Origin of the sequence: Melaminivora jejuensis (assembly GCF_017811175.1) — a bacterium.
GTDB lineage: Bacteria > Pseudomonadota > Gammaproteobacteria > Burkholderiales > Burkholderiaceae_C > Melaminivora > Melaminivora jejuensis.
Window position 1 is genome coordinate 3633092 of the sequence record NZ_JACWIJ010000002.1, and the last position, 21847, is coordinate 3654938.

19 protein-coding genes and 1 pseudogene are annotated in these 21847 nt (G+C 72.0%); 6 read left to right on the forward strand and 14 right to left on the reverse strand.

All coding sequences use genetic code 11. From position 1 onward, the window contains the following. Positions 1-92: 92 nt before the first annotated feature. The 3 genes from IDM45_RS16975 to IDM45_RS16985 all read left to right on the forward strand — a co-directional run bounded on the left by IDM45_RS16975 (position 93) and on the right by IDM45_RS16985 (position 3542). On the forward strand, positions 93-2399 hold the full coding sequence (locus IDM45_RS16975; protein WP_209423893.1) for a cyanophycin metabolism-associated ABC transporter: 2307 nt from the start codon (positions 93-95) through the stop codon (positions 2397-2399). Between the two features lie 11 nt (positions 2400-2410). Then, complete coding sequence (locus IDM45_RS16980; protein WP_209423894.1) at positions 2411-2893, forward strand: cyanophycin metabolism-associated DUF1854 family protein; 483 nt, start codon at positions 2411-2413, stop codon at positions 2891-2893. A 193-nt stretch (positions 2894-3086) separates the two neighbouring features. Then, positions 3087-3542: a hypothetical protein gene (locus tag IDM45_RS16985; protein WP_209423895.1), complete on the forward strand. Its 456-nt coding sequence runs from the start codon at positions 3087-3089 to the stop codon at positions 3540-3542. Here the strand turns inward: IDM45_RS16985 and IDM45_RS16990 are convergent. Next, complete coding sequence (locus IDM45_RS16990; RefSeq protein ID WP_209423896.1) at positions 3537-4478, reverse strand: 5'-nucleotidase; 942 nt, start codon at positions 4476-4478, stop codon at positions 3537-3539. The two genes, IDM45_RS16985 and IDM45_RS16990, sit on opposite strands and share 6 nt — an antisense overlap. Before the next feature lie 7 nt (positions 4479-4485). After that, positions 4486-5715: a type II secretion system inner membrane protein GspF gene (gene gspF, locus IDM45_RS16995; protein ID WP_209423897.1), complete on the reverse strand. Its 1230-nt coding sequence runs from the start codon at positions 5713-5715 to the stop codon at positions 4486-4488. Positions 5716-5899: 184 nt separating this feature from the next. On the opposite strand from gspF, the gene IDM45_RS17000 reads away from it, so the two are divergent. Next, positions 5900-7513, forward strand: a complete 1614-nt coding sequence (locus IDM45_RS17000; RefSeq protein WP_232653670.1) for a methyl-accepting chemotaxis protein — start codon at positions 5900-5902, stop codon at positions 7511-7513. A 76-nt stretch (positions 7514-7589) separates the two neighbouring features. Here the strand turns inward: IDM45_RS17000 and IDM45_RS17005 are convergent, their stop codons facing one another. The 11 genes and pseudogenes from IDM45_RS17005 to gspG all read right to left on the reverse strand — a co-directional run bounded on the left by IDM45_RS17005 (position 7590) and on the right by gspG (position 19025). Further along, positions 7590-8588, reverse strand: a complete 999-nt coding sequence (locus tag IDM45_RS17005; protein ID WP_209423899.1) for an LLM class flavin-dependent oxidoreductase — start codon at positions 8586-8588, stop codon at positions 7590-7592. Positions 8589-8741: 153 nt separating this feature from the next. Further along, on the reverse strand, positions 8742-10130 hold the full coding sequence (locus IDM45_RS17010; RefSeq protein ID WP_209423900.1) for a GspE/PulE family protein: 1389 nt from the start codon (positions 10128-10130) through the stop codon (positions 8742-8744). A 349-nt stretch (positions 10131-10479) separates the two neighbouring features. Next, positions 10480-12564 (reverse strand): annotated as a pseudogene (gene gspD, locus IDM45_RS17015) (type II secretion system secretin GspD); the annotation flags it as partial. Between the two features lie 8 nt (positions 12565-12572). Next, on the reverse strand, positions 12573-13316 hold the full coding sequence (gspN, locus tag IDM45_RS17020; protein ID WP_209424190.1) for a type II secretion system protein N: 744 nt from the start codon (positions 13314-13316) through the stop codon (positions 12573-12575). A 348-nt stretch (positions 13317-13664) separates the two neighbouring features. Beyond that, positions 13665-14195, reverse strand: a complete 531-nt coding sequence (gspM, locus tag IDM45_RS17025; protein WP_209424191.1) for a type II secretion system protein GspM — start codon at positions 14193-14195, stop codon at positions 13665-13667. Between the two features lie 17 nt (positions 14196-14212). Continuing rightward, positions 14213-15553, reverse strand: a complete 1341-nt coding sequence (gene gspL / locus IDM45_RS17030) for a type II secretion system protein GspL (RefSeq protein WP_209423901.1) — start codon at positions 15551-15553, stop codon at positions 14213-14215. Then, entirely contained in the window at positions 15550-16632 is a 1083-nt protein-coding gene (gene gspK, locus IDM45_RS17035; RefSeq protein WP_325169011.1) for a type II secretion system minor pseudopilin GspK, read from the reverse strand. Before gspK ends, gspL begins: the two co-directional genes overlap by 4 nt. 122 nt (positions 16633-16754) lie before the next feature. Continuing rightward, positions 16755-17480 (reverse strand): PulJ/GspJ family protein, encoded by a 726-nt coding sequence (locus IDM45_RS17040; protein WP_232653663.1) that lies wholly within the window; start codon positions 17478-17480, stop codon positions 16755-16757. Positions 17481-17566: 86 nt separating this feature from the next. Further along, entirely contained in the window at positions 17567-17947 is a 381-nt protein-coding gene (gene gspI, locus IDM45_RS17045; RefSeq protein WP_209423904.1) for a type II secretion system minor pseudopilin GspI, read from the reverse strand. Further along, positions 17947-18411, reverse strand: coding sequence for a prepilin-type N-terminal cleavage/methylation domain-containing protein (locus IDM45_RS17050; protein WP_209423905.1), 465 nt, complete (start codon positions 18409-18411; stop codon positions 17947-17949). The genes gspI and IDM45_RS17050 overlap by 1 nt, the downstream gene beginning before the upstream one ends. Positions 18412-18575: 164 nt before the next feature. Then, entirely contained in the window at positions 18576-19025 is a 450-nt protein-coding gene (gspG, locus tag IDM45_RS17055) for a type II secretion system major pseudopilin GspG (protein WP_209423906.1), read from the reverse strand. A 24-nt stretch (positions 19026-19049) separates the two neighbouring features. Here gspG and IDM45_RS17060 point away from each other — a divergent pair, with 24 nt between their 5' ends. Next, on the forward strand, positions 19050-19514 hold the full coding sequence (locus IDM45_RS17060; RefSeq protein ID WP_209423907.1) for a type II secretion system protein N: 465 nt from the start codon (positions 19050-19052) through the stop codon (positions 19512-19514). A 164-nt stretch (positions 19515-19678) separates the two neighbouring features. Beyond that, positions 19679-21244 carry an adenosine deaminase family protein gene (locus tag IDM45_RS17065; RefSeq protein WP_209423908.1) on the forward strand — a complete coding sequence of 522 codons (1566 nt, stop codon included), beginning with the start codon at positions 19679-19681 and terminating at the stop codon, positions 21242-21244. On the opposite strand, the gene IDM45_RS17070 is transcribed toward IDM45_RS17065, so the two are convergent. Further along, positions 21218-21838, reverse strand: coding sequence for a histidine phosphatase family protein (locus IDM45_RS17070; RefSeq protein ID WP_325168995.1), 621 nt, complete (start codon positions 21836-21838; stop codon positions 21218-21220). The genes IDM45_RS17065 and IDM45_RS17070 overlap by 27 nt on opposite strands. Between the last annotated feature and the right edge of the window lie 9 nt (positions 21839-21847).

Consider the following 21847-nt stretch of genomic DNA (forward strand, 5'->3'; position numbering starts at 1 on the left):
TACAGGCGGCGGGCCGGCGCGGCCCGCCAGGGCACGGGCGTGCCGGACAATGGCCTGCGCCCCGGGCGCTGCGCGCCGACGATATTGACCACATGCAACAAAACCCTTCATCCGACGCCTCGGGCGTCCTCCCGTCCGGCCCGCTGGGCCTGCAGGCGCAGGCAGCGCTTGCGCCTGGCGAGAACGTGCTGATCGCTTTCGAGGTTGACCTGAGCGCGGCGCTGCACTTCGCCCCCGGCCTGCTGGTGCTGACCACCGCGCGCCTGCTGTGGTGCAGCGCCGACGCGCCGCCGCAGGCCTGGGCGCTGGCGCCGGGCCAGCGGCTGGAGCTGCTCGAACACGGCGGTGTCGGCACACTGGAGCTGCACGACGCCGCGCAGCGCCTGGCGCTGTGGCGCTTCACCCTGGCGCGCGAGCAGCAGGCGCTGCGCCTGCAGCAGCGCTTCGAGCAGCACTTGGCGCGGCTGGCCGACCCGGCGCTGGCCCTGCCCGCCGACGAGGACACGCCGCGCTGCGCCGCCTGCCACACGCCGCTGCCGCCGGACGCCGAGGAGTGCCCGGCCTGCGCGCGCCAGCAGGCGCCGGCGGCCTCCACATGGGTGCTGCTGCGCCTGTGGCGCTTTGCCCGGCCCTACAAGAAACAGCTGGCCACCGGCTTCGCGCTGACGCTGGCCTCCACCGCCGCCTCGCTGGTGCCGCCCTACATGACCATCCCGCTGATGGACGAGGTGCTGATCCCCTACCAAAGCGGCCAGCAGATTCCGGTCAGCCAAGTGGCGCTGTACCTGGGTGGGCTGCTGCTGGCGGCACTGCTGGCTTGGGCCCTGGGCTGGGCGCGCACCTATGTGCTGGCGCTGGTGTCCGAGCGCATCGGCGCCGACTTGCGCACCACCACCTACGAGCACCTGATGCGCCTGTCGCTGGACTACTTCGGCAGCAAGAGAACGGGCGACCTGATGGCGCGCATAGGCTCGGAGACCGACCGCATCAACGTCTTCCTGTCGCTCAACGCGCTGGACTTCGCCACCGATGTGCTGGTCATCCTGATGACCTCGGCCATCCTGTTTTCCATCAACCCGTGGCTGGCCCTGGTCACCCTGGTGCCGCTGCCCTTCATCGCCTGGCTGATCCACACCGTGCGCGACCGGCTGCGCACCGGCTTCGAGCGCATCGACCGGGTCTGGAGCGAGGTCACCAACGTGCTGGCCGACACCATCCCCGGCATCCGCGTGGTCAAGGCCTTTGCCCAGGAGCGGCGCGAGGCCGAGCGCTTTCGCGCCGCCAACCAGCACAACCTGGAAGTCAACGACCGCCTGAACAAGACCTGGAGCCTGTTCTCGCCCACGGTGTCGCTGATGACCGAGATCGGCCTGCTGGTGGTCTGGGCCTTCGGCATCTGGCTGGTGGCGAAAAACGACATCACCGTGGGCGTGCTGGCCGCCTTCATCGCCTACATCGGGCGCTTCTACACGCGGCTGGACTCCATGAGCCGCATCGTGTCGGTGACGCAGAAGGCCGCTGCCGGCGCCAAGCGCATCTTCGACATCCTCGATCACGTCAGCAACGTGCCCGACCCGGCCAGCCCGGTGCGCGTGCCGCAGCTGCAGGGCGCCATCGAGCTGCGCGGCGTGGGCCTGCGCGCGGGCAGCCGGGTCATCCTCAAGGACGTGTCGCTCGATATCCGCCCGGGCGAGATGATCGGCCTGGTCGGCCACAGCGGCTCGGGCAAGAGCACGCTGGTCAACCTGATCTGCCGCTTCTACGACGTGAACGAGGGCGCCATTCTTGTCGATGGCGTCGATCTGCGCCGCATGGCCGTGGCCGACTGGCGCAGCCATATCGGCCTGGTGCTGCAGGAGCCCTTCCTGTTCTTCGGCACCGTGGCCGAGAACATCGCCTATGGCAAGCCGGATGCCACGCGCGCGCAGATCGTTGCCGCCGCGCGCGCTGCGCACGCGCATGAATTCATCCTGCGCCTGCCGCACGGCTACGACAGTCTGGTGGGAGAGCGCGGCCAGAGCCTGTCGGGCGGCGAGCGGCAGCGCATCTCGATCGCCCGGGCGCTCCTGATCGACCCGCGCATCCTGATCCTGGACGAGGCCACCTCGGCGGTGGACACCGAGACCGAGCGCGAGATCCAGCGCGCGCTGGACAACCTGGTGCAGGGCCGCACGACGATCGCCATCGCGCACCGCCTGTCCACGCTGCGCAAGGCCGACCGGCTGGTGGTGCTCGATCGGGGCGAGATTGTCGAGGTCGGCCCGCACGATGCCCTCATGGACAGGCAGGGCGCCTACTGGCGGCTGTACGAGGCGCAGGCGCGCCGCGCCGAGGAAGAAGCCCAGGCCGCCGGCCTGCAGATCGAAACCCACCCGCGCCACCCGGCGGGCCAGGCATGAGGGGGCAGGCCATGGAACACGCCACGCTTTCGGACTTCGCGCTGGAGCGCAACCCGCATGGCCGTCTGGTGCTGCGCCAGCCGGACGGCACGCTGCACGAGGGCATCACCCCGGTGCGCGCCTTCCCGATCGCCGCGCCCGGCGAGGGCGTGTCCCTGGTCGGCCGCGACGGCCAGGAGCTGGCCTGGATCGAGCAGCTGACGCAGGTGCCGCCCGCCATGCGCGCACTGATCGAGCAGGAGCTGGCGGTGCGCGAGTTCGTGCCCACCATCACCCGGCTGGCGTCGGTGTCGAGCTTTGCCACGCCCAGCACCTGGCAGGTGGACACCGACCGGGGCGCGGCTGTGCTGGTGCTCAAGGCCGAGGAGGACATCCGCCGCCTGGGCGGGCGCACGCACCTGCTGATCACGGCCAGCGGCGGCCTGCAGTTCCGGGTGCCCGATGTGGGTGCGCTGGATCGGCATTCGCGCCGACTACTGGAGCGTTTTCTATAGCACCCAGGGCAGGCTGGACGGGGCTTTGAGGCCGAAAAGGCCTGAAATCCGGCTGGATTTGCCCGGAATTTGCCCGGCTTTTTCGGGCCATCGGTCAAACAAGCCTCAATTTCCCCTGCTTTTTGCCGAAATCGGGGTACGACGAGGTTCTGGCTGCGGCCAGCGCCTCTGTATCCATTGGAGGGCCTTCATCATGCATTTGCCACCTGTTGACCGCTCGACCCCGCTATGGCGTGCCGTCCCGGCGGCGGATCTTTATTCCACCGGCGCCGGCGGCGCCGTGCCCGTGCGCCCGGTGCCGGCGCCGGGCGCCGTCGAATCCGTGGATCGCCTGGGCGAAGGCAGCACTCTGAACCTGCGCGGGGAGCCGACGCGCCCCAGCGATGCCGACCAGGCCGACCGCGACTGGACGCTGCCCGAGACCCAGAAAGAAGCCGCCGAGCAGGCCGAGGAAACCCCGCCGCCGCCCCCGCTGTACCAGCAGCTGCTGGAGTTCATCCAGTCCATGTGGCGCGCCAGCGGCAGCGCCGTCGAGGTGGCGCTTGAAGTCAACAAGACCACGCTGGCCGAGCGTATCGCCCAGCAGGCCCGCGACGACGAGCCGCTGACCTACTCCGACCCCAAGGTCAAGCGCACCGGCGGCTCATGAGCCGGCGTCCGGGGCGCGGGGCGCGCCCTCTGCGGCCATGAGATTGGCAATCCCGGCGCTGACGTGCCCGGCGGGCACATGCCGGGCGGCCGAGCTGACATGGCCGCTTTGGTCGTCGAAGAAGAAATCCGGCTCGAACTCGCGCAGGAACGGCCCCTTGTCCAAGCCGCCCAGGAACATCGCCTCATCCACCGTGATGCCCCACTCCAGCAGCGTGCGGATGGCGCGCTCGTGCGCCGGGGCGCTGCGCGCCGTGACCAGCGCGGTGCGGATGCGCATGGCTGAAGCGTCGGCCTGCTGTTGCAGCCGGTGCAGCGCCGCCAGCAGCGGCTTGAACGGCCCTTCGGCCAGCGGCGTGGCGGCGTGCGAGACCTCGTGCTGCAGGAAAGCCGGCAGGCCGCCGCTTTGATAGACGCGCTCGGCCTCGTCGGAAAACAGCACGGCGTCGCCGTCGAAGGCGATGCGCACCTCGCCCGGGTAGCGGTCGCCCGCCGGCGTGGCGTCCACCATGACCCGCGCCGCCGGAAAGCCGATGGACAGCGCCTGGCGCACATCGGCCTCGTTGGCCGACAGGAACAGGTGCGCGCCCAGCGGGCGCAGATAGGAAAACGGATCGCGCCCGCGCGTGAACACGCCGCGCTCGATGTGCATCCCCGCCGCCTGCGCCGAGGCGAACACGCGCATCCCGCTGGCCGGGTCGTTGCGCGAGAGCATGACCACCTCGACGCGCTGCGCCTGCGGCGTGTTGAAGGCCAGCAGCTTGCGCACCAGGGCAAAGGCGATGCCGGGGCGCGCCGGGGCGTGGACTTGTTCCAGCTGCCGGCGCATGTAGGCCTGCTCGTCGCCGGCCTCGAACAGGCGGTTTTCCTCCTCGAAATCGAACAGCGCGCGCGAGGAAATCGCCACCACCAGCTTGTCGTCCAGGGTCATGGCCATGATGAGGTTATTTGACGAACTGGTTGAGCTGAATGATGGGCATCAGCACCGCCAACACGATCAGCATGACCACCACGCCCATGCCGACGATCAGCAGCGGCTCCAGCAGCGTGGCCAGTTGCAGGGCGCGGCGCTGCACTTCGCTGCCCAGCTGGGTGGCGGCGCGCTCAAGCATCTGGGGCAGCCGCCCGGTCTGCTCGCCCAGGCGCGCGAACATGGACAGCAGGCCCGGAAAGCGCCGGGTCTGCGCCAGCGCCGAGGCCAGCGGCGCGCCCTCGCGCACCAGCGCCAGCGCGGCCAGCGCATCGGCGCGCAGGGCGCGGTTGTGCAGCGTCTCGGCAGCAGCCTGCAGCGCGCGCAGGATGGGCACGCCGGCACCGGCCAGCATGGCCAGCGTGGCGGCAAAGCGCGCCGCGTTGTAGCCGCGCGCCAGCCGGCCCAGCAGCGGCAGGCGCAGCCACCAGCCATCGAATTTCTCGCGGAATCCGTCCCGGGACAGCGCCAGCCGTGCGCTGACAGCTATCAAAACAACAGCGCCCAGCAAGGCCCAGCCCCAGTGCCGCACGAAGTCGCTCAGTGCCAGCATGGCCACCGTGAGCAGGGGCAGGGCGCGCTTGCTGCCGGCAAAGACGCCGGCCACCTGCGGCACCACGTAGCCGACCAGGAACAGCACGATGAGCACCGCCACCACGGTGACGATGGCCGGGTACAGCGCTGCGCCGACCAGCTGGGCGCGCAGTTGCTGGCGTGCCTCCAAGTCGTCGGCCAGGCGCTCCAGCACCTCGCCCAGGGCGCCACTGGCCTCGCCTGCGCCCACGACGGCGCAGTAGATCGGCGAGAACTCGCGCGGGTGCAGCGCCAGCGCCCGGGCAAAGGGTGCGCCGGCGTTGACCTCGGCGCGCAGCGCGGCCACCAGATGGGCCTGGGGCTGGCTGTCGGCCTCTTCGGCCAGGGCGGTGAGGGCGCGCTCCAGCGGCAGCCCGGCACCCACCAGGCCGGCGAGCTGGCGCGTCCACACCGCCAGGGCGGCGCTGCCCAAGACCGGGCGGGTCAGCAGGCGCTGCGCCAGGCCCTGGGGCTGGCCGGCCTGGGCGTCGCTGCCCAGCGCCTGCACGTCTAGCGGCACCAGCGCCTGCGCGCGCAGCAGGCCGCGTGCGGCACGCGGGCTGTCGGCATCCACCGTGCCCCGGCGCACGCGGCCTTCGGCGTCCAGGGCTTCAAAGGAAAAAGCTGGCATGGCAGTGGCTGAACTGGGCTGGCAGACAAGTCTTCAAACAAGTCTTGCATGGTAGCGGCCTGCGAGGAAACGCCGGCATCTGGAGCTTTCCTTACAATTGTTGACACACATCAACGGCCACCGCCCTGCCTGTCCGGGGTGGTACCACACATCTGCAGGGGACGTTTTGCGCAACAACCAGCCCGTGAGCGACTGCGAATATCGATTCGGGGCCGATGAGACCCTGGTTTCGGTGACCGACACCAAGGGGCGGATGACCTACTGCAACGCCGCTTTTGCCACCGTCAGCGGCTACTGCGAAGCCGAGCTGCTGGGTCAGCCGCACAACCTGATCCGCCACCCGGACATGCCAGCCGAGGCTTTTCGCGACCTGTGGGCGACCATCGAGGCCGGCCAGCCCTGGACGGGCCTGGTCAAGAACCGGCGCAAGAACGGCGACTTCTACTGGGTGCAGGCCAACGTCACCCCGGTGCGCAGCGGCGGCCAGATCACCGGCTACCTGTCGGTGCGCACCCTGCCCGGGCGCGAGCAGGTGCAGGCGGCAGCTGCGCTGTACCAGCGTATGCAGCGCGAGCAGCGCGCCGGGCGGCCCCGGCTGTGCCTGCGCCAGGGCCAGGTCTGCCGCCGGGGGCGGCTGGCGCACCTGGCCGCGCGCGCCGCCGGCAGCATGACGGCGCGCGTGTTCCTGGTGCAATTGCTGGCCGTGGCGCTGGTGCTGGCGCCAGCGCTGGCCGGGACGGCCTGGCCGCTGACGCTCGCGCTGACTGCGCTGTCGGTGGCGCTGGCCACATGGGCCGTCCACCAGCTGACCATCGCGCCCCTGGCGCAGGTGGTGGCCGACGCCAACTTGCTGGCCTCGGGCGACCTGTCGCACCCGCTGGCCGCGGGTGCGGCCGGCGGCATCGGGCAACTGCAGCGCGCGCTGCAGCAGTTGCGCGTCAATCTGCGCACGCTGGTGCAGGACGTGCGCCTGGAGATGCAGCAGCTCGAGCACTCGGTGCAGGACATCGCCCATGGCAACCAGCACCTGTCGGCGCGCACCGAGGCGCAGGCCAGCAGCCTGCAGCAGACCACGGCCTCGATGGAGCAGATCATCGGCACGGTGCAGGGCAGCGCCGCCTTTGCCGCCCGGGGCGCCGACCTGGCTGCGCGCACCAGCGCCCTGACGCAGCACGGCAACGATGCCGTGCAGGCCGTCGATCAGGCCATGCAGGGCATTGCCGGCACGTCGCGCAGCATCCAGGACATCGTGCAACTGATCGAGGGCGTGGCCTTCCAGACCAATTTGCTGGCACTCAATGCCGCCGTCGAGGCGGCGCGTGCCGGCCAGGCCGGGCGCGGCTTTGCCGTGGTCGCCGGCGAGGTGCGCGCCCTGGCCGGGCGCACTACCGAGGCGGCGCGCAACATCCGCCAGCTCATCGGCGAAGCCGCCGCCCGGGTGGCCAGCGGCGACGCGGCCACCGCCCAGGCGCGCCAGCGCATGGACGACATCCTGCAGGCAGCGCGCCAGCTCGATGCCCTGCTGGGCGACATCAGCACGGCGGCGCACGAGCAGCAGGGCGACATCGCCTTGGTCAACACGGCCATCGCGCACCTGGACGCCATCACCCAGCAAAACGCCGCCCTGGTCGAGCAGGTAGCCGCCGCCGGCCAGGCGCTGGGCGGGCAGATGCGCGGCGTAGGTAACACCATGCGGCTGCTGCGGCTGCAGCCCGACGAGCTGCTGCTCACGCAGCTCGACGCCGTGCAGCTGCGCCGCGAGCAGCGCCTGCGCAGCCTGGAGCTGGCACAGGGCTGAGAGCGTGTTCACGCTCCCCGCGCGGGTGCGCCGGGGGAGGTTGTGCGCTGTGCATTCGGCGCACAACGCACAACGCTCAACAGTGAGCCTCGCGCGTCAGACTCAGCGAGCGCAGGCGCAGCTCGGCATCGAACACGTCGGATACCAGGATGAACTCGTCGGCCTGGGTGCTGCTGGCCAGCGCGCGCAGGCCGGCGCGCACCGTGTCCGGCCCGCCGACTACGCCCACGGCCAGAAAGTCGGCAATGGCCTGGCGCTCCTGGTAGCCCAGGCTCTCCAGATAGCCCTCCACGGGCGGCGCCAGCAGGCCGCGCTGGCCCGTCAGAATGCCCAGCACGCGCTGGTAGGTGCTGCTGGCCAGGTATTGCGCCTCCTGGTCGGTGGGCGCGGCAATCACCGGCACGCCGACCATGACGTAGGGCCTGGCCAGCACCTTGGAGGGCTGGAACAGGCGCCGGTACAGCTCGATGGCCGCGTGCAACATGCGCGGCGCAAAGTGCGAGGCAAAGGCGTACGGCAGGCCCAGGTGCGCCGCCAGCTGCGCGGAAAACAGGCTGGAGCCCAGCAGCCAGATGGGCACTTCGGTGCCGGCGCCGGGCACGGCGATCAGCTTCTGGCCCGGCTCGGGCGGCGCCAGCAGGCGCTGCAGCTCGGCCACGTCGCGCGGGAAGTCGGCCTCGGTCTCGACGCGGTCGCGGCGCAGGGCGCGCATGGTCGCCGGATCAGTGCCGGGCGCGCGGCCCAGGCCCAGGTCGATGCGCCCTGGATACAACGTGGCCAGCGTGCCGAAGGCCTCGGCCACGACCAGCGGCGCATGGTTGGGCAGCATGATGCCGCCCGAGCCAACGCGGATGCTGCGCGTTGCGCCCGCCAGGTGCCCGATCAGCACGGCGGTGGCCGAGCTGGCGATGCCGGGCATGTTGTGGTGCTCGGCTACCCAGTAGCGGGCAAAGCCCAGCGCCTCGGCATGGCGCACGGTGCGCACGGCCAGATCAAGCGCCTGGGCGACGCTGGCGCCCTCGCGCACGGCAACCAGGTCGAGGAAGGACAACAGGGGGAGTTTGCTTGTGCTCATGGCCTGATTGTGGCCACAACCGGGCGGATGGGCGGCGCAGGCCTTGGGCGCGTTGCAGGAGCGTCTGCTGTCAGTAGGATCTTTTTGCTACTTTTATAAAAGCTGTCAACGCTTGCCTGGCAAGGGTTTCAGGCACTTTTTGCTATAAATATTTCAATCGCGCGTCACGCGCAGCACTTCCTCGGGGCTGGTGATGCCGGCGGCCACCAGGCGCTGGCCGTCCTCGCGCATCAGCGTCATGCCGCTGGCCAGCGCCTGGGCGCGGATGGCGGCCTCGCCGGCGCCGGCGTGGATGTGCGCGCGGATGGCGTCATCGACCGCCAGCAGCTCGAACACGCCGGTGCGCCCGGCGTAGCCCGTGTGCCCGCAGGCCTCGCAGCCGCCGCCCTGGCACTGCGTGCAGTACTTGCGCACCAGCCGCTGCGCCAGCACGCCCAGCAGCGACGACGACAGCAAGAATGGCTCGACCCCCATGTCCACCAGCCGCGTCACGGCGCTGGCCGCGTCGTTGGTGTGCAGCGTGGCCAGCACCAGGTGGCCGGTGAGACTGGCCTGAATGGCGATCTGCGCGGTCTCGAAGTCGCGGATCTCGCCGATCATGATGACGTCCGGGTCTTGCCGCAAAATCGCCCGCAGCGCCTTGGCGAAGGTCAGCTCGATCCTGCTGTTGACCTGCGTCTGGCCTACGCCCGGCAGCTCGTACTCGATCGGGTCTTCCACCGTCATGATGTTGCTGCGCGCCGCGTCCAGCCGCGCCAGTGCCGCGTACAGCGTGGTGGTCTTGCCCGAGCCGGTCGGCCCGGTGACCAGGACGATGCCATGCGGCTGGGCAATGAGCTGCTCCATGCGCGCCAGCACCGGGCCTTGCATCCCCACCGCCTCCAGGTTCAGGCGGCTTTCGCTCTTGTCGAGCAGGCGCAGCACGGCGCGCTCGCCGTGGGCGTTGGGCAGGGTGGACACGCGCACGTCGATGGCGCGCGTGCCCAGGCGCAGGCTGATGCGCCCGTCCTGCGGCAGGCGTTTTTCCGAGATGTCCAGGTCGGCCATGATCTTCAGGCGCGAGATCAGCGCGGCGTGCAGCGCGCGGTTGGGCTGCACCACCTCGCGCAAGCTGCCATCGACGCGAAAGCGCACGCTGGAGTGGCGCTCGTAAGGCTCGATGTGGATGTCGCTGGCGCCGTCGCGCACGGCCTGGGTCAGCAGGGCGTTGAGCATCCGGATGATGGGCGCGTCGCCGGCGCTCTCGAGCAGGTCTTCCACGGCGGGCAGCTCCTGCATCATGCGCGAGAGGTCGGCGCCCTCCTCGACCTCGCTGACCACCGTGGCGGCGCTGGATTCGCTGTGCGAGTAGGCCAGGCTGATGCGCTGCGCCAGTTGCGCCGCATCCAGCGCGATCAGCTCCATGTCGCCGTGCTTGCGCAGCACTTCGGACAGCGCCGGCATGGCCAGCCGGGGGCCGTGCCAGAGTGTCAGCCGGCCGGCATCGTCTTCCAGCAGCAGCTGGTGCGTGCGCGCAAAGGCGTAGGGCAGGGGGTGGCGCATGGGGCTGGGCTGGTGCGGCTGGATTTACTGCGGCATGTAGGCCGGGTCGATGGCCGGTGCTGCCGGCGCCGGCGCTGGCGCTGGCACGCGCAGCGTCGGGCGTACCGGGGCCAGCGGGGCCGGGGCAGGCGGGGCTGGCGGATGGGGCAGCGGCGTCGGCCGGGGCGATGGCGGGGGCCGGCGCCAGGGCTGGTAGCACCGGCGCCTCCGACACGGCGCGCAGCACCGGGCTGGGCGCGGGCTGGCTGGTTTCCTGCAGCGCGCGGATGGCCTCGTAGCGATCGACCATCAGCGCGTCGCTGGTGGCGCTGTCGCGGATGACGACAGGGCGCAGAAAGACCATCAGGTTGGTCTTCTCGCGCGTGCGCTTTTCGCTTCTGAACAGGCCGCCGACCACCGGCAGGTCGCCGGCCAGCGGCACCTTGTCCTGCGCCAGGCCGTAGCTGTCTTCCAGCAGGCCGCCGATCACGATGACGCTGCCGTCGTCCACCAGCACGGTGGATTCGATGGAGCGCTTGCTGGTCGTCGGCCCGTTGACGTTGTTGAGCGTGTTGGCCGCGACCTTGGACACCTCCTGGTACAGCGCCAGCTTGACGGTGCCGTTTTCGTTGATGGTCGGGCGCACGCGCAGCATCAGGCCGACATCCTTGCGCTCCACCGTGGTGAAGGGGTTGACGGCGCCGCCCAGGCCGCCGGTGTTGGCATACGAGCCGGTCGGGAACGGCACGTTGTCGCCGATGATGATCTGCGCCTCCTCGTTGTCCAGCGTCATCAGGTTGGGCGTGGACAGCACGTTGGCGTCGCCGGTGTTCTCCAGGAAATTGGCCAGCGCGCCCAGGTAGTACTTGCCGTCGATGCGCGGCACGATGGCGGCGTTCATGCCCGGCGCCGGGCGCGCGCCGGCAGCGCCCAGAGCCGTCAGGTTGCCGTTGGCGGCACTGGCTGCGGCCAGCGCCAGGTTCAGGATGTTGGTGCCCGAGATGCTGGAGTTGTTGCCCAGCACGCCCAGCGTGCCGCCCATGTGGCCCAGCACGCCCTGCCACTGGATGCCGAACTCGGCCACGCGGCTGGCGCGCACCTCGACGATCAGGCTCTCCACCAGCACCTGCGCGCGCCGGCCATCGAGCTTGTCGATCACCGCGCGGATCTGGCGGTACAGCGGCGGCGGCGCGCTGATGATGAGCGAGTTGGTGCTCGGGTCGGCCTGGATGATGCCGCCCGTGGAGGGCTGTCCGGCACTGCCGGCGCTGCCCGACAGCGCGGGCGCATTGGCGCCCAGGCCGCCGGTGCCGCCCAGGCCCGACTGCTGCCCCAGGCCGGCGCTTTGCAGGCCGCCCACGCTGCCGCTGCCGCTGCCGCCGGTGCGCACCGGGCTGGCGGCGGCCCCGGCGTCTGACGCGCTGCCGCCACTGCCGCCGGCCAGCGCCGCGCGCAGCGTGGTGGCCAGCTTCACGGCATCGGCGTTCTTCAGATAGACCACGTGGATGTTGCCGCTGTCCGCGCCCGCGCCGTTGGCCGCCGGCTGATCCAGGCGCGCCACCAGCGAGCGCACCAGCGCCACGCGCGCCGGGTTGGCCGCGCGCACGATCAGCGCGTTGCTGCGCGGCTCGGGCAGCAGCGTGGTCTTGAAGGAGTTGTCGCTCTGGCCCTGCGCCGGCGCCGGGCCGCCGCCCATGCCGCCCTCGATCAGCCGCGCCACCAGCGGCGCCAGATCGCTGGCCACGGCGTGCTGCAGTGGGATGACCTCGACATCGCTGGCGTTGGACACATCCATGGCCGCGACGATGCGCGCCAGGCGCTGCAGGTTGTCGGCGTAGTCGGTGATGACCAGCGAGTTGTTGCCTGGGTTGACGTTGATGGTGTTGTTCGGGCTGATGAGCGGGCGCAGCACCGGCACCAGGTTGGCGGCGTTCTCGAAGTTCAGCTTGAAGATCTGCGTGACGATCTGCCCGCCCGCCGGCGCCCGGCCCGATGGCCCCTGGGTCACGGCCACGGTGGCGGCCTGCAGCTTGGCATCGGCCTCGGGCACGACCTTGTACAGGCCGGCGGACTCGACCACCGTGAAGCCCTGCAGGCGCAGCGCCGCCAGGAACTGCTCGAAGGCCTTGGCGGGCGAGACGGCGCGCTCGGTCACCAGGTTGAGCTGGCCCTTGACGCGCGGATCGACCACCACGTTGCGCCCGGTGATGGTGGCCAGGGTGCGCGCCACGGCCTCGATGTCGGCGCCGGAGAAATTCAGCGTGACCGGCTCGTTGGGCAGCACGCTGCCGGTTTGTGCCGATGTCTGTCTGGATGTCTGCGCCGCCGTCTGTGCTTGAGCATCAAAACCGGCTGAAACGCCCGCCAGGCAAGCGCTGATAGCTATGAAAATAGTAGTGAATCGAAGCATCGTGCGCGCTCGGCGCGGTGGGGGCAAGGAGAGCATGGAAGTCATGAGCGCGTTCAACCCACGGTGATGATGGAGCGTGCGCCGCTGCGTCGCCCGATGATATTCAAGAGATTGGCCAGCGCCGCCTCGCGCCCGGGCGCGGCGCTGGCCTCGCCAGTGAAGCGCAGGCGCTGGCCGACCCACTGGCCGCTGCCCGACAGCAGCAGCGCGCCGTCCAGTGTCGCCAGATTCAGCGTCGGCGCCTCGCCGCCCTGCAGGCTCAGGCGGTAGCTGCCCATGGGCTGCAGCGTGGACAGGCGCGAGGACATGGCCAGCGCATCGAGCTGCACCCGGCCCTGCAGCTGCAGCCGGCCCTGCGTCCAGGAGGCGTTCAGGCCCTGGGTGGCCAGTTGCAGCTGGCCTTGCGGCTGCAGCGTGTTCCAGGGCGTGCCCAGGCCGGCCAGGATGGCCGCCGGCCATTGGCTGCGGCCATCGGCCAGTTGCAGCTGCGCGCTGCGCCAGCCCAGGCGGGCGTGCAGCTGCAGCGGCGCGGGCGTGCAGCAATCGACATGGAGCTGCACACGTGCGCCCAGCCAGGCCGGGCGCACACGCCAGTGCAGCCGGGCGGGCAGGGCGGCGCTGTCCTGGCTGCCCGGCCCGCCGGTCAGCACCGGCTGCGCCGAGCCGTTCCACAGCGTGCCGCGCGCGTCGTGCAGCAGCACCTGCCCGCCGCTGGCGCGCGCCACTGCGGTGGCCAGCCAGCGTGCCGGAGCGGCGGCGATGGCGATGCACAGCGCACCCAGGCAGGCGCCAGTCAGCGCCCAGGCCCAGGGGGGCGGGCGGTGGGGGCGGGGCGGGTGGGGCGCAGGGGCGGGGCACGGGTGGGTCAGGTGGTGGGTGGGTCAGGCAGCGGGCGGGGAGTGGACGACTGAAAAATGCGCTGGCCGGTCTGGGTGGGTGGGCTGATGGGGCGGCGCGCCATGACCAGCCTGCCCCATCCCAGCCTTCCCCCAGAGGGGGAAGGAGCGGGGAGGCAGCCTGGCCGCCCTTCAGGGGAGAAAGGAGCGGGGAGGCAGCCTGGCCGCCCTTCAGGGGAGAAAGGAGCGCAGAGGCAGCCTGGGTGCCCTTCAGGGAGGGAAGAGACGGGAAAGCGACCTGATCGGCCATCAGTCGGGCGGCAGGGTCAGCACCAGGGTGCCGTCCCAGGTGGGGGCGGCGCTGGCGGGGCTGCGTTTCAGGTGGGCCTGCTGCGGCACGGCGTGTGCGCTGGTGCGCAGTTGCGCCAGCCACTGCGCCAGGGCCTCGGCAGGCACGGCCTGCAGCGTCACCGTGGCCTGGTCGCCGGCGATCACGACCCGGGCGCTGCCGCCCGGCAGTTGCTGCACGCTGCGCTGCAGCTGCGCCGGCGCGTCCAACGCCGGGGTGCGTGGGGCGTCCTGGAGCTGCTGCGCCTCGGCCTGCCACTGCTGCATCTGGCGCAGCTGGGCATCGACGGCGGCGTGGCGCGCGGCGGAGGTCTTGAGTGTGTGCAGCGCCGGCGCCAGCAGCAGCCACCACAGCAGCGCCAGGCCGATCACGGCGGCGGCCAGCAGCACCAGGGTCTGCTCGCGCGCGGCCAGGCGCTGCCAGTGGGCGCGCAGCGGGCTGCGCTGCGGTGGACTGCCGGCGGGCGCAGCGGCGGCTGCGGGGCTGGACATGCGGGCGCTGGCCGGGGTCATGGCCGGCCTCCTGCGGCATCGTCGGCAGTGGCCGCGCGCAGCACCAGCACGCCGCCGTCCTGCACGCTGGCGGTGGTCTGGCTGGCGCTCAGGCGCTGCTGCGCGGCGGCCAGTTCTTCGGGCGGCAGCGCCACGCCGCCCAGGCGCAGCGCACCGCGCTCGTAGTCGATGGCGGTGGGCCGGGGCTGCGCGGGCAGGGCAGTGGCGGCAGCGGCCAGCAGCGGCTCCAGGTCGCTGGGCGAGGCGCTGCCGCTGCCCTGGCGCAGGCGTGCCAGCTCGCGCTCCATTTGCACCGGCGCATCGACCACCACCTGCACCTGCGGGAAGGTCTGCGTCAGCAGGGCGCGCACGCCGGCCTGCTTGGCGGCAAGCTGCTGGCGATCCTGCCAGGCCCACAGGTTCAGGCCGATCAGATGCACGGCCAGCGCCAGGCCCAGGCCCCAGCGGGCGGCGCGCCATTGCGGGGCGCGCAGAAAGCTGTTCAGGCCGCCGCTGGCCCGGCGCAGGGCGCGTTGCCCGCCGCTGCTGGCGAGTTCAAACTGCGCCAGATCCCAAGACCCGCGTGCGGCGGCCAGGGCGCGCTCGGCGGCGGTCTGCAGTGCCACGGGCCGGCCCAGCAGGCGCTCGGCCAGGGCGGCGACGGCTGGCTCGGCGCGCACCGGCGGCGCGCCTTCGGTGGCTGGCGGCAGGGCGGCGGCAATGGCCGGGGTGAGCGGCAGGACGGCCAGCGCTGGCGCGGCGTCGGTCTGTGTGAGGGCGGACGTGGGCGTGGCCGGGCTGGTCTGGCTGGCGGTGGCGGGGGCAGTGGTGCCAGCTTCCAGGTCGGCGCCCGGGCTGGCCAGCACCAGCCAGGGCTCGTCGGGCGTGCCCAATGCGGTCAGCTCCAGCTGGCCGCTGGCCGTAGGGCCGGGGGCGAACTCGGGCACCACCCGGTCGGCGGCGTGGCCGGCGGCCTCCAGCGCGGCCAGCGCGGCGCGCAGCCAGGCGCGGTCGCACACGGCGACCCAGGTCGGGCTGCCGGCCTGCGCGCCCGGTGCCAGGGCGAAATGCAGTGTGGCCGGATCGTCCAGCAGGTGTTCTTCCAGCAGGCCTTCCAGCGCCGCGCGCAGGCGCGCCGGCTGGCCCAGCGCACCGGGGGGCAGGGTCACGCGCTGCCAGGACAGGGCGCGCGCCGGCACCAGCGCCACGGTCTCGCCGGCGCGGCCCGGGGCGGGCAGCAGGGCGGCGCTGGCGCTGGCGTGGCGGGTGAGGCTGTGGCCGTCGGCGGACAGGACGTAGGCGTAGCTGTCGGCCAGGCCGGAGGTGGCCGGAGCCAGGGTGATGACGAGGGTGCTCATGGGGCGCGGTCTGGCGCGGCATTGTAGGGGGCGCTCCCGAGCGCGGCGGCGTCGGCGGGCAGGGCGCCGCGCTCGCGCCACAGGGTGCGTGCCTCGCCGCGCAGCTTGTGGATCAGCGAGCGCTCCTGCACCGTCGCGCCCTCCAGGCGCAGGCGGCCACGCACCTCGAAATACTGTGACGAGACGGCGTGCGTGGCGCTGGTGATGCCGCCGTTGCCCACATTGCCTGCAGCGCCGCTGCCGCCCAGCACCCGGATGGCGTCGGCTTCGCTGCCGAAGTGCCGCGCCTCGCGCGCATCGACCAGTTGCTGCGCCTGCGCCATGCTCAGCTGCGGGGCGCTGGCCCACAGCACCACGGCGCCGGCGGTATTCAGGTTGACGGGCGTGCGCGCCGGCAGCAGCGTGGCGTAGGGCGCCAGGCGTTGCACGCTGGACTCGGGCAGGCCCCACCAGGTCAGTTGCGCCAGGCTTTGCGGCAGCAGCGGTGCGTTGTTCTGGGGGGCGTCGGCCAGCGCCAGGCGCAGTTGCTGCGTGAGCGCATCGAGTTCCTGCGCCGGCAGGTTCAGGTACTGGAACAGGCGGGCGAACTGGCGCTGCGCGGTGGCGTCGGGCTGGCCGTTCTGGATCAGGTTGCGCAGGTTCAGCAGGGCCTGCTGGTCGCTGATCTGGCCGGACAGGAAGGCGTCCGCCGTGTCGGTGCTGGCGTCCGGCACCTGGGCCACGCCGCGCTGCGCCGCCAGAAAGGTGGACAGGCGCGCCTCGGCCAGCGGCACCGACCAGGGCTCGGTCAGGTTGTCCGTGCCGTCGCCGGCGCGCGCCAGCGAGTCCTCGCGCAGGATCAGGCGCGACCAGTCCAGCGCGCCGACCAGGATCCAGGCGGCCTGGATGCGGGCGCGCTCGGCGGTTTCGACCTCGGTGGCGCGCCACTGCTGCCACAGTGCGGCGGCAGCAAAGGTGGCCACCAGGGTCACGGTGAGCATGGCGGCGAGCAGGGCGGCGCCGGCCTGGCGGGTGTGGCTGCACGTTTTTTTACTCCTTCCCCCTCTGGGGGAAGGTTGGGATGGGGGCCGGCTGGTGATACGCGACGGCGCTGGAGTTGCAGGGCGGCGCTGGCCCCCACCCCAGCCCTCCCCCAGAGGGGGAGGGAGAGAAGCGCCCCAGCCGTTGTCCATCAAGCGCTTCCAGCTATCAAAAAATGAGTTCAAGACTTGCCCCCGCCCACCAGCGGATTGACCCAGTCGCGCGTCAGCGTGCCGGCCAGGGCGCCGCCGGGGGGCAGGGTTAGCTGCAGGCGCACGCCTTCGGGGATGCGCAGCGCCGCCTCGCCTGGGCCGCCGATGCTGCGCGGCCCGCTGGGCGTGGCGGTGCTGCTCGACAAGGCATTGGCCCAGGCGCCGCCTCGATAGTAGAAAAGCTGCCACTCAGCCAGCGCCAGCAATGATGTCTCGCCGCGCCGCTCGGCCTCGCCGGGGCTGCGCGCCCACAGCGTGGCCTGCTGCCAGGCGGCGTGCCACTGCTCGCGCGTGTGTACCGGCGCGGACTGCCAGCGCAGCCACTGCGCCTGGCCGCCGACGTTGCGCCGCGCCCAGGCCACGACCAGCGCGCCGTCCTCGGGCGTGCGCGTGCTGCGCCGCGTCAGGCGCAGCAGCTGGCCGTCCCAGGCGATGGGTTCGGTGTGCTCGATGGCCTGCAGGGCGTCTAGGTCGGCACTCCACTGCGCCAGCACGGTCTGCAGCACCAGCAGCTGGTCGGCGCGCGTGCGCGTGAGCTCCTGCGACCGCACCATGGCGTCGATGCCGCGCCAGCTCACCAGCGCCAGCAGTGCCATCACCGCCAGCGCCACCAGCAGCTCGACCAGGGTGAAGCCACGGGTGGGGGCGGTGGTACGTGGTGCGTGGTGCGTGGTGCGCCAGACGCCAGACGCCAAGCGCACGACTGCCCGCCCGGGCGGCCGCCGCTGGCCTTGCCGCGAAGAGATCGCCCGGATCATCGGCAGACACACCCCGCGCCCCATCAATAGCGCCCCACGATGGTGCTCAGGCGCAGCACCGGCTGGCGGCCCTGGTCGGCCAGCACCTGGGCATCGACGCGGCGAAACTGCGGGTTCGGCGTGGGCGTGGTGCTGATGCTGACGCCGTAGCGCCGCCCGGCCTGCTCGCAGCTGGCCTGCGTATCGCCGATGGCCGGCAGTTGCGGTGCCAGGCGCACGCGCACCAGCTCGTTTTCGGCGCAGATGTGGGCCAGCACGATGTCGGTCTCGCGCTCGGCGTTGCGCACCAGGGCGGAGGTGGCCTGGCTGCCGGCCAGCAGGGCGATGGCGGTGATGGCCAGCGCCACCAGCACCTCGACCAGGGTGAAGCCGCGCGGGCAGCGGCGCGCGGCGCGCGGCGGCATCACGGCAGTGCCTGCACGGCAAACGGGCGCAGGCCGTCAGTGGCGACGACGGCCATGCGCCCGGGCAGGCCGGCATTGACCAGCACCACCTGCTGCGCGCCGATCAAGGGCTCCGGCCCCAGCCACAGGCCGGCCTGGCCGCCGCCCGTACCGCCTGCACCGCTGATGCGGCTGACACCGGTGGCGCCATCCAGCCAGGGCCGGCGCGCTCCCAGGGCGCCGGGCAGGCCGTCGAAGGCAAAGCCGCCCGCCGCATCGCTGCGCCAGCGCACCGGCACGCCGCTGGCGCGCGACTGGGCGCGGGCGACTTCGAGCTGCATGGCCAGGCGTTCGCCCTCGCGCTGCAAGAGCGTGGCCCCGCCATCGCGCAATGCCAGGCCGACCCCGGCGGTGGCCAGCGCCATGATGCTGAGTACCACCAGCAACTCCAGCAGGGTGAAGCCCCTCGTGGCGCGGCGCGGCATACCAGGACTACGAGACCACGCTGCGATAGAGGGCCAGGCCAGGGAGCACACGCAGTGAGCGACCGTGGGGGCCTCACGGTCTCGCCGCCGGGCCGCCCCAAGGCGAGACGCGGCCCCTTGGGGGGGCAGGGAGCACACGCAGTGAGCGACCGTGGGGGCCTCATTCACTGCCAGCTGCCGATGTCGGCATCCTTGCCCTCGCCGCCCGATTGCCCGTCGGCGCCGAAGCTCATGACATCGACCTCGCCCTTGATGCCGGGGTTGAGGTACTGGTAGGGCCGGCCCCAGGGGTCGGCGGGCAGCTTTTCCAGGTAGGGCCGCCAGTTGCCGGGGATGGGGCCGGCGCTGGGCTTGGCCACCAGCGCCTGCAGGCCTTGTTCGGCGCTGGGGTAGCGCTGGTTGTCCAGCCGGTAGAGTTTCAGCGCCTGCATGATGTTGGCGACGTCGGTGCGCGCCGCCGTGCTGCGCGCGTCGTCGGCGCGGTCGAGCACGTTGGGCACGATGAGGGCGGCCAGCACGCCGATGATGACCAGCACCACCATCAGCTCGATCAGGGTGAAGCCGGCCGCGCGGCGCAGCCGCCCGAGGCGGCGAAGGGAAGAGAAAAAGCGCATCAGGCAATGATAAATAATCGCCCGATGGCACAAATTGCATCTTCCGCCCTGTGGCGTGTGCGGCTGGCGACGCTGGCGCTGTGGGCGCTGGCCGGGGCGGGGGCGCTGTACTGGGCGCTGGCCCTGGCGGCGCCGGCAGCGGGGCCGGCCCCGGGCGCGGCGCCCCCGGCCCTGCGCATCGACAGCCAGGCCGTCGCCCGGCTGCTGGGCGCGGGCGCGGCGCAGCCGTCGATCCAGCAGGGAGCACCGGCTGCGCCCGCCCGGCTGGTGCTGCACGGCGTGCTGGCCGGCAGCCAGAGCGGCGGCGGCGCGGCGCTGATCGCCATCGACGGCCAGCCGGCCCGGCCCTATCGCGTCGGCGCCGTGGTCGAGCCGGGGCTGGTGGTGCAGTCGCTGTCGCGCCGCGAGGTGTTGCTGGGCCCGGCCGTGGGCGCGGCCAGCAGCCTGGCGCTGCAGATGCCGCTCAGGCCGGGAGGCGGCGAGCGCTGAGCGCTTTCGGGCCGTTCACGCCAAACGCGCTCGGCGCTCATCGCGCAGCCGCCCAGGAAAGGGCTGCACGCCACAACTTCCGCCCCGCAAGCAGCGCTGTCCAAGGCCGGCCTTGTGCCCGACAGTGCGGCGCGCGCAAAACCGAAACCAGGAGGAACCCCGCCATGCACGTCCTGAATCCGAACCGCGCGCTGCGTGCCGCAGCCTCGCTGGGCCTGGCCTTGCTGCTGGGCGCCTGCGCTGGCGGCAGCGACGATGCCCTGCACCCGCTCGACCTGGATGCCAAGCTGGCGCGCCAGCAGGCGCGCTTCGAGCTGGTGCAGCAGCGGGTGGCCGAGCGCCATGCCGATCTGCGCGTGCCGCTGGCGCAGCGCACCATCTCGCGCCAGGAGTGGCAGCAGTGGCTGGCCCCGGCCCCGCACGAGGCTTTCACCGAGGCCGATCTGGCGCAGCTGCAGGAGCGCCACGCGCGTCAGGTGCAGGCCAGCCGCACCCAGGCCGTGCAGCGCTCGCCCCTGGATCTGGACGCCCTGCGCGCGCGTCCCGCCGAGCAGGCGGCGCAGCGCATCGGCCAACTGTGTGCCGCCATGCCCAAGGGCGGCATGTTGCACGTCCACCCCTGGGGCAACCTCACGCCGCAGACGTTCCGCACGCTGCTGGAGCGGCGCAACCCGCCCATCCCGGCGGCGCAACTGGCCCAGTCGCTGGCCGACACCGGCAGCCGCGCCTGGCTGTACCCGGATGAGCTGGCCTGGCTGGGCACACTGCCGGCGCAGGCGTCCTACCTGTCGCTGCCGCCCGCCGACCGCGAGCGGCTGGTGGCGCTGGCGGTGCTGCCGCCGGGCGCCCATCGCTTCGAGCGCTTCGAGGCCATCTTCCGCCTGGTGGCGCTGGCCATCGACGGCGACTGGGACGCTCTGGTGCAGTCCTACGACGACTTCGCGCAGCGCGCCGTGGCTGCCGGCCTGTCCTATGTCGAGTTCACCGAAAGCATCAGCCCTGGGGAAATAACCAGCTATGAAGCCCTGGCCCAGCGGCTGCAGGCGCGCTTCGGCCTGGAGGTGCGCTTCAACAATGCCTACTTCCGCACCGACAGCGCCGCCGAGCAGGACGCGCAGGTGCAGGCCATGCTGGGCGCCGGGCCTTCGCCCTACATCCCCGGCATCGACCTGCTGGCCGACGAGAGCGACACGCCGGCGCTGGAGCACGGCCAGGCGGTCTATGGCCCGGTGCTGGCCCAGGCGCGCCTGCAGGGCCGGCCGTGGCGGCGCACCATGCACGCCGGCGAGTTGGGCGCGCGCCACAACCCGCGCGATGCGCTGCTGCTGGGCGCCGAGCGCCTGGGCCACGGCGTGCGCCTGATCGACGACCCCTGGACGCTGCAGTACGCCATCGAGCGTGCCGTGCCCATCGAGATCAACCTGAGCAGCAACCTGAAGCTGGGCGCAGTGCCGCACCTGCGCCAGCACCCCTTCCTGACCTATCTGCGTCTGGGCCTGCCGGTCAGCCTGTCGACCGACGACGAGGGCATGTTCGCCACCGACATCGTGCAGGAGTGCGTCAAGGCCGTGCAGCACACCGATGTGACTTACCACGAGATGCGGGAAATGGCGCTGAACTCGATCCGCACTGCCTTTGTGGACGAGGGCGCCCGGGCCCGGCTGCTGCGCGAGCTGGAGCAGCGCTTCGCGCAGTTCGAGCAGTCAGCCCTGTTCGCCGCACTGCCCTGATGCCGCCTGGCCCGACGGCGGCTGCGGCAGGGCCAGCGTGACCCAGGCGCCGTAGCCGGGCGCTGCCACCGGCCAGCGGGCGGCGTCGGCCCGGGCCTGCGGGCCGTGCTGCTGCAGCCAGGCCACGCAGCGGGCCACGCCGGCATGGGTCAGCCAGACCACATCGCCCCCGCCATCCGGCGCATCCGGCGCCCAGGCCAGGCGCGCCGCGTCCTGCAGGGCAGCTGCCACGCGCGCCAGCATGGCCGACAGGCTCTCGCCGCCGCCGGGGGCATGGTCGTGCAGCTGGGCCGACCAGGCGTCGATCCCGGCGCGCGGGATGGCCGCCCAGGCGCGGCCCTCCCAGGTGCCGAAGTCCAGCTCGGCAAGGCGTGATTCTGCCTGGATTTTTATGGTCAAATCAGGCCTGAAGCCAATCAGGTCAAGCGCTAGTAGCTCACATCTTTGTAGCGGAGAGTGCCATACGCCAGCAACTTGCCGTGGCAGCGCGCGGGCCAGCGCATGGGCTGCGCTGCGGCTGGCGTGCGCCAGGGCGGGCACGTCCAGCCGGCCATAGCAGATGCCCGGCGCAATGTCGGGCTGGGCATGGCGCACCAGCCATAG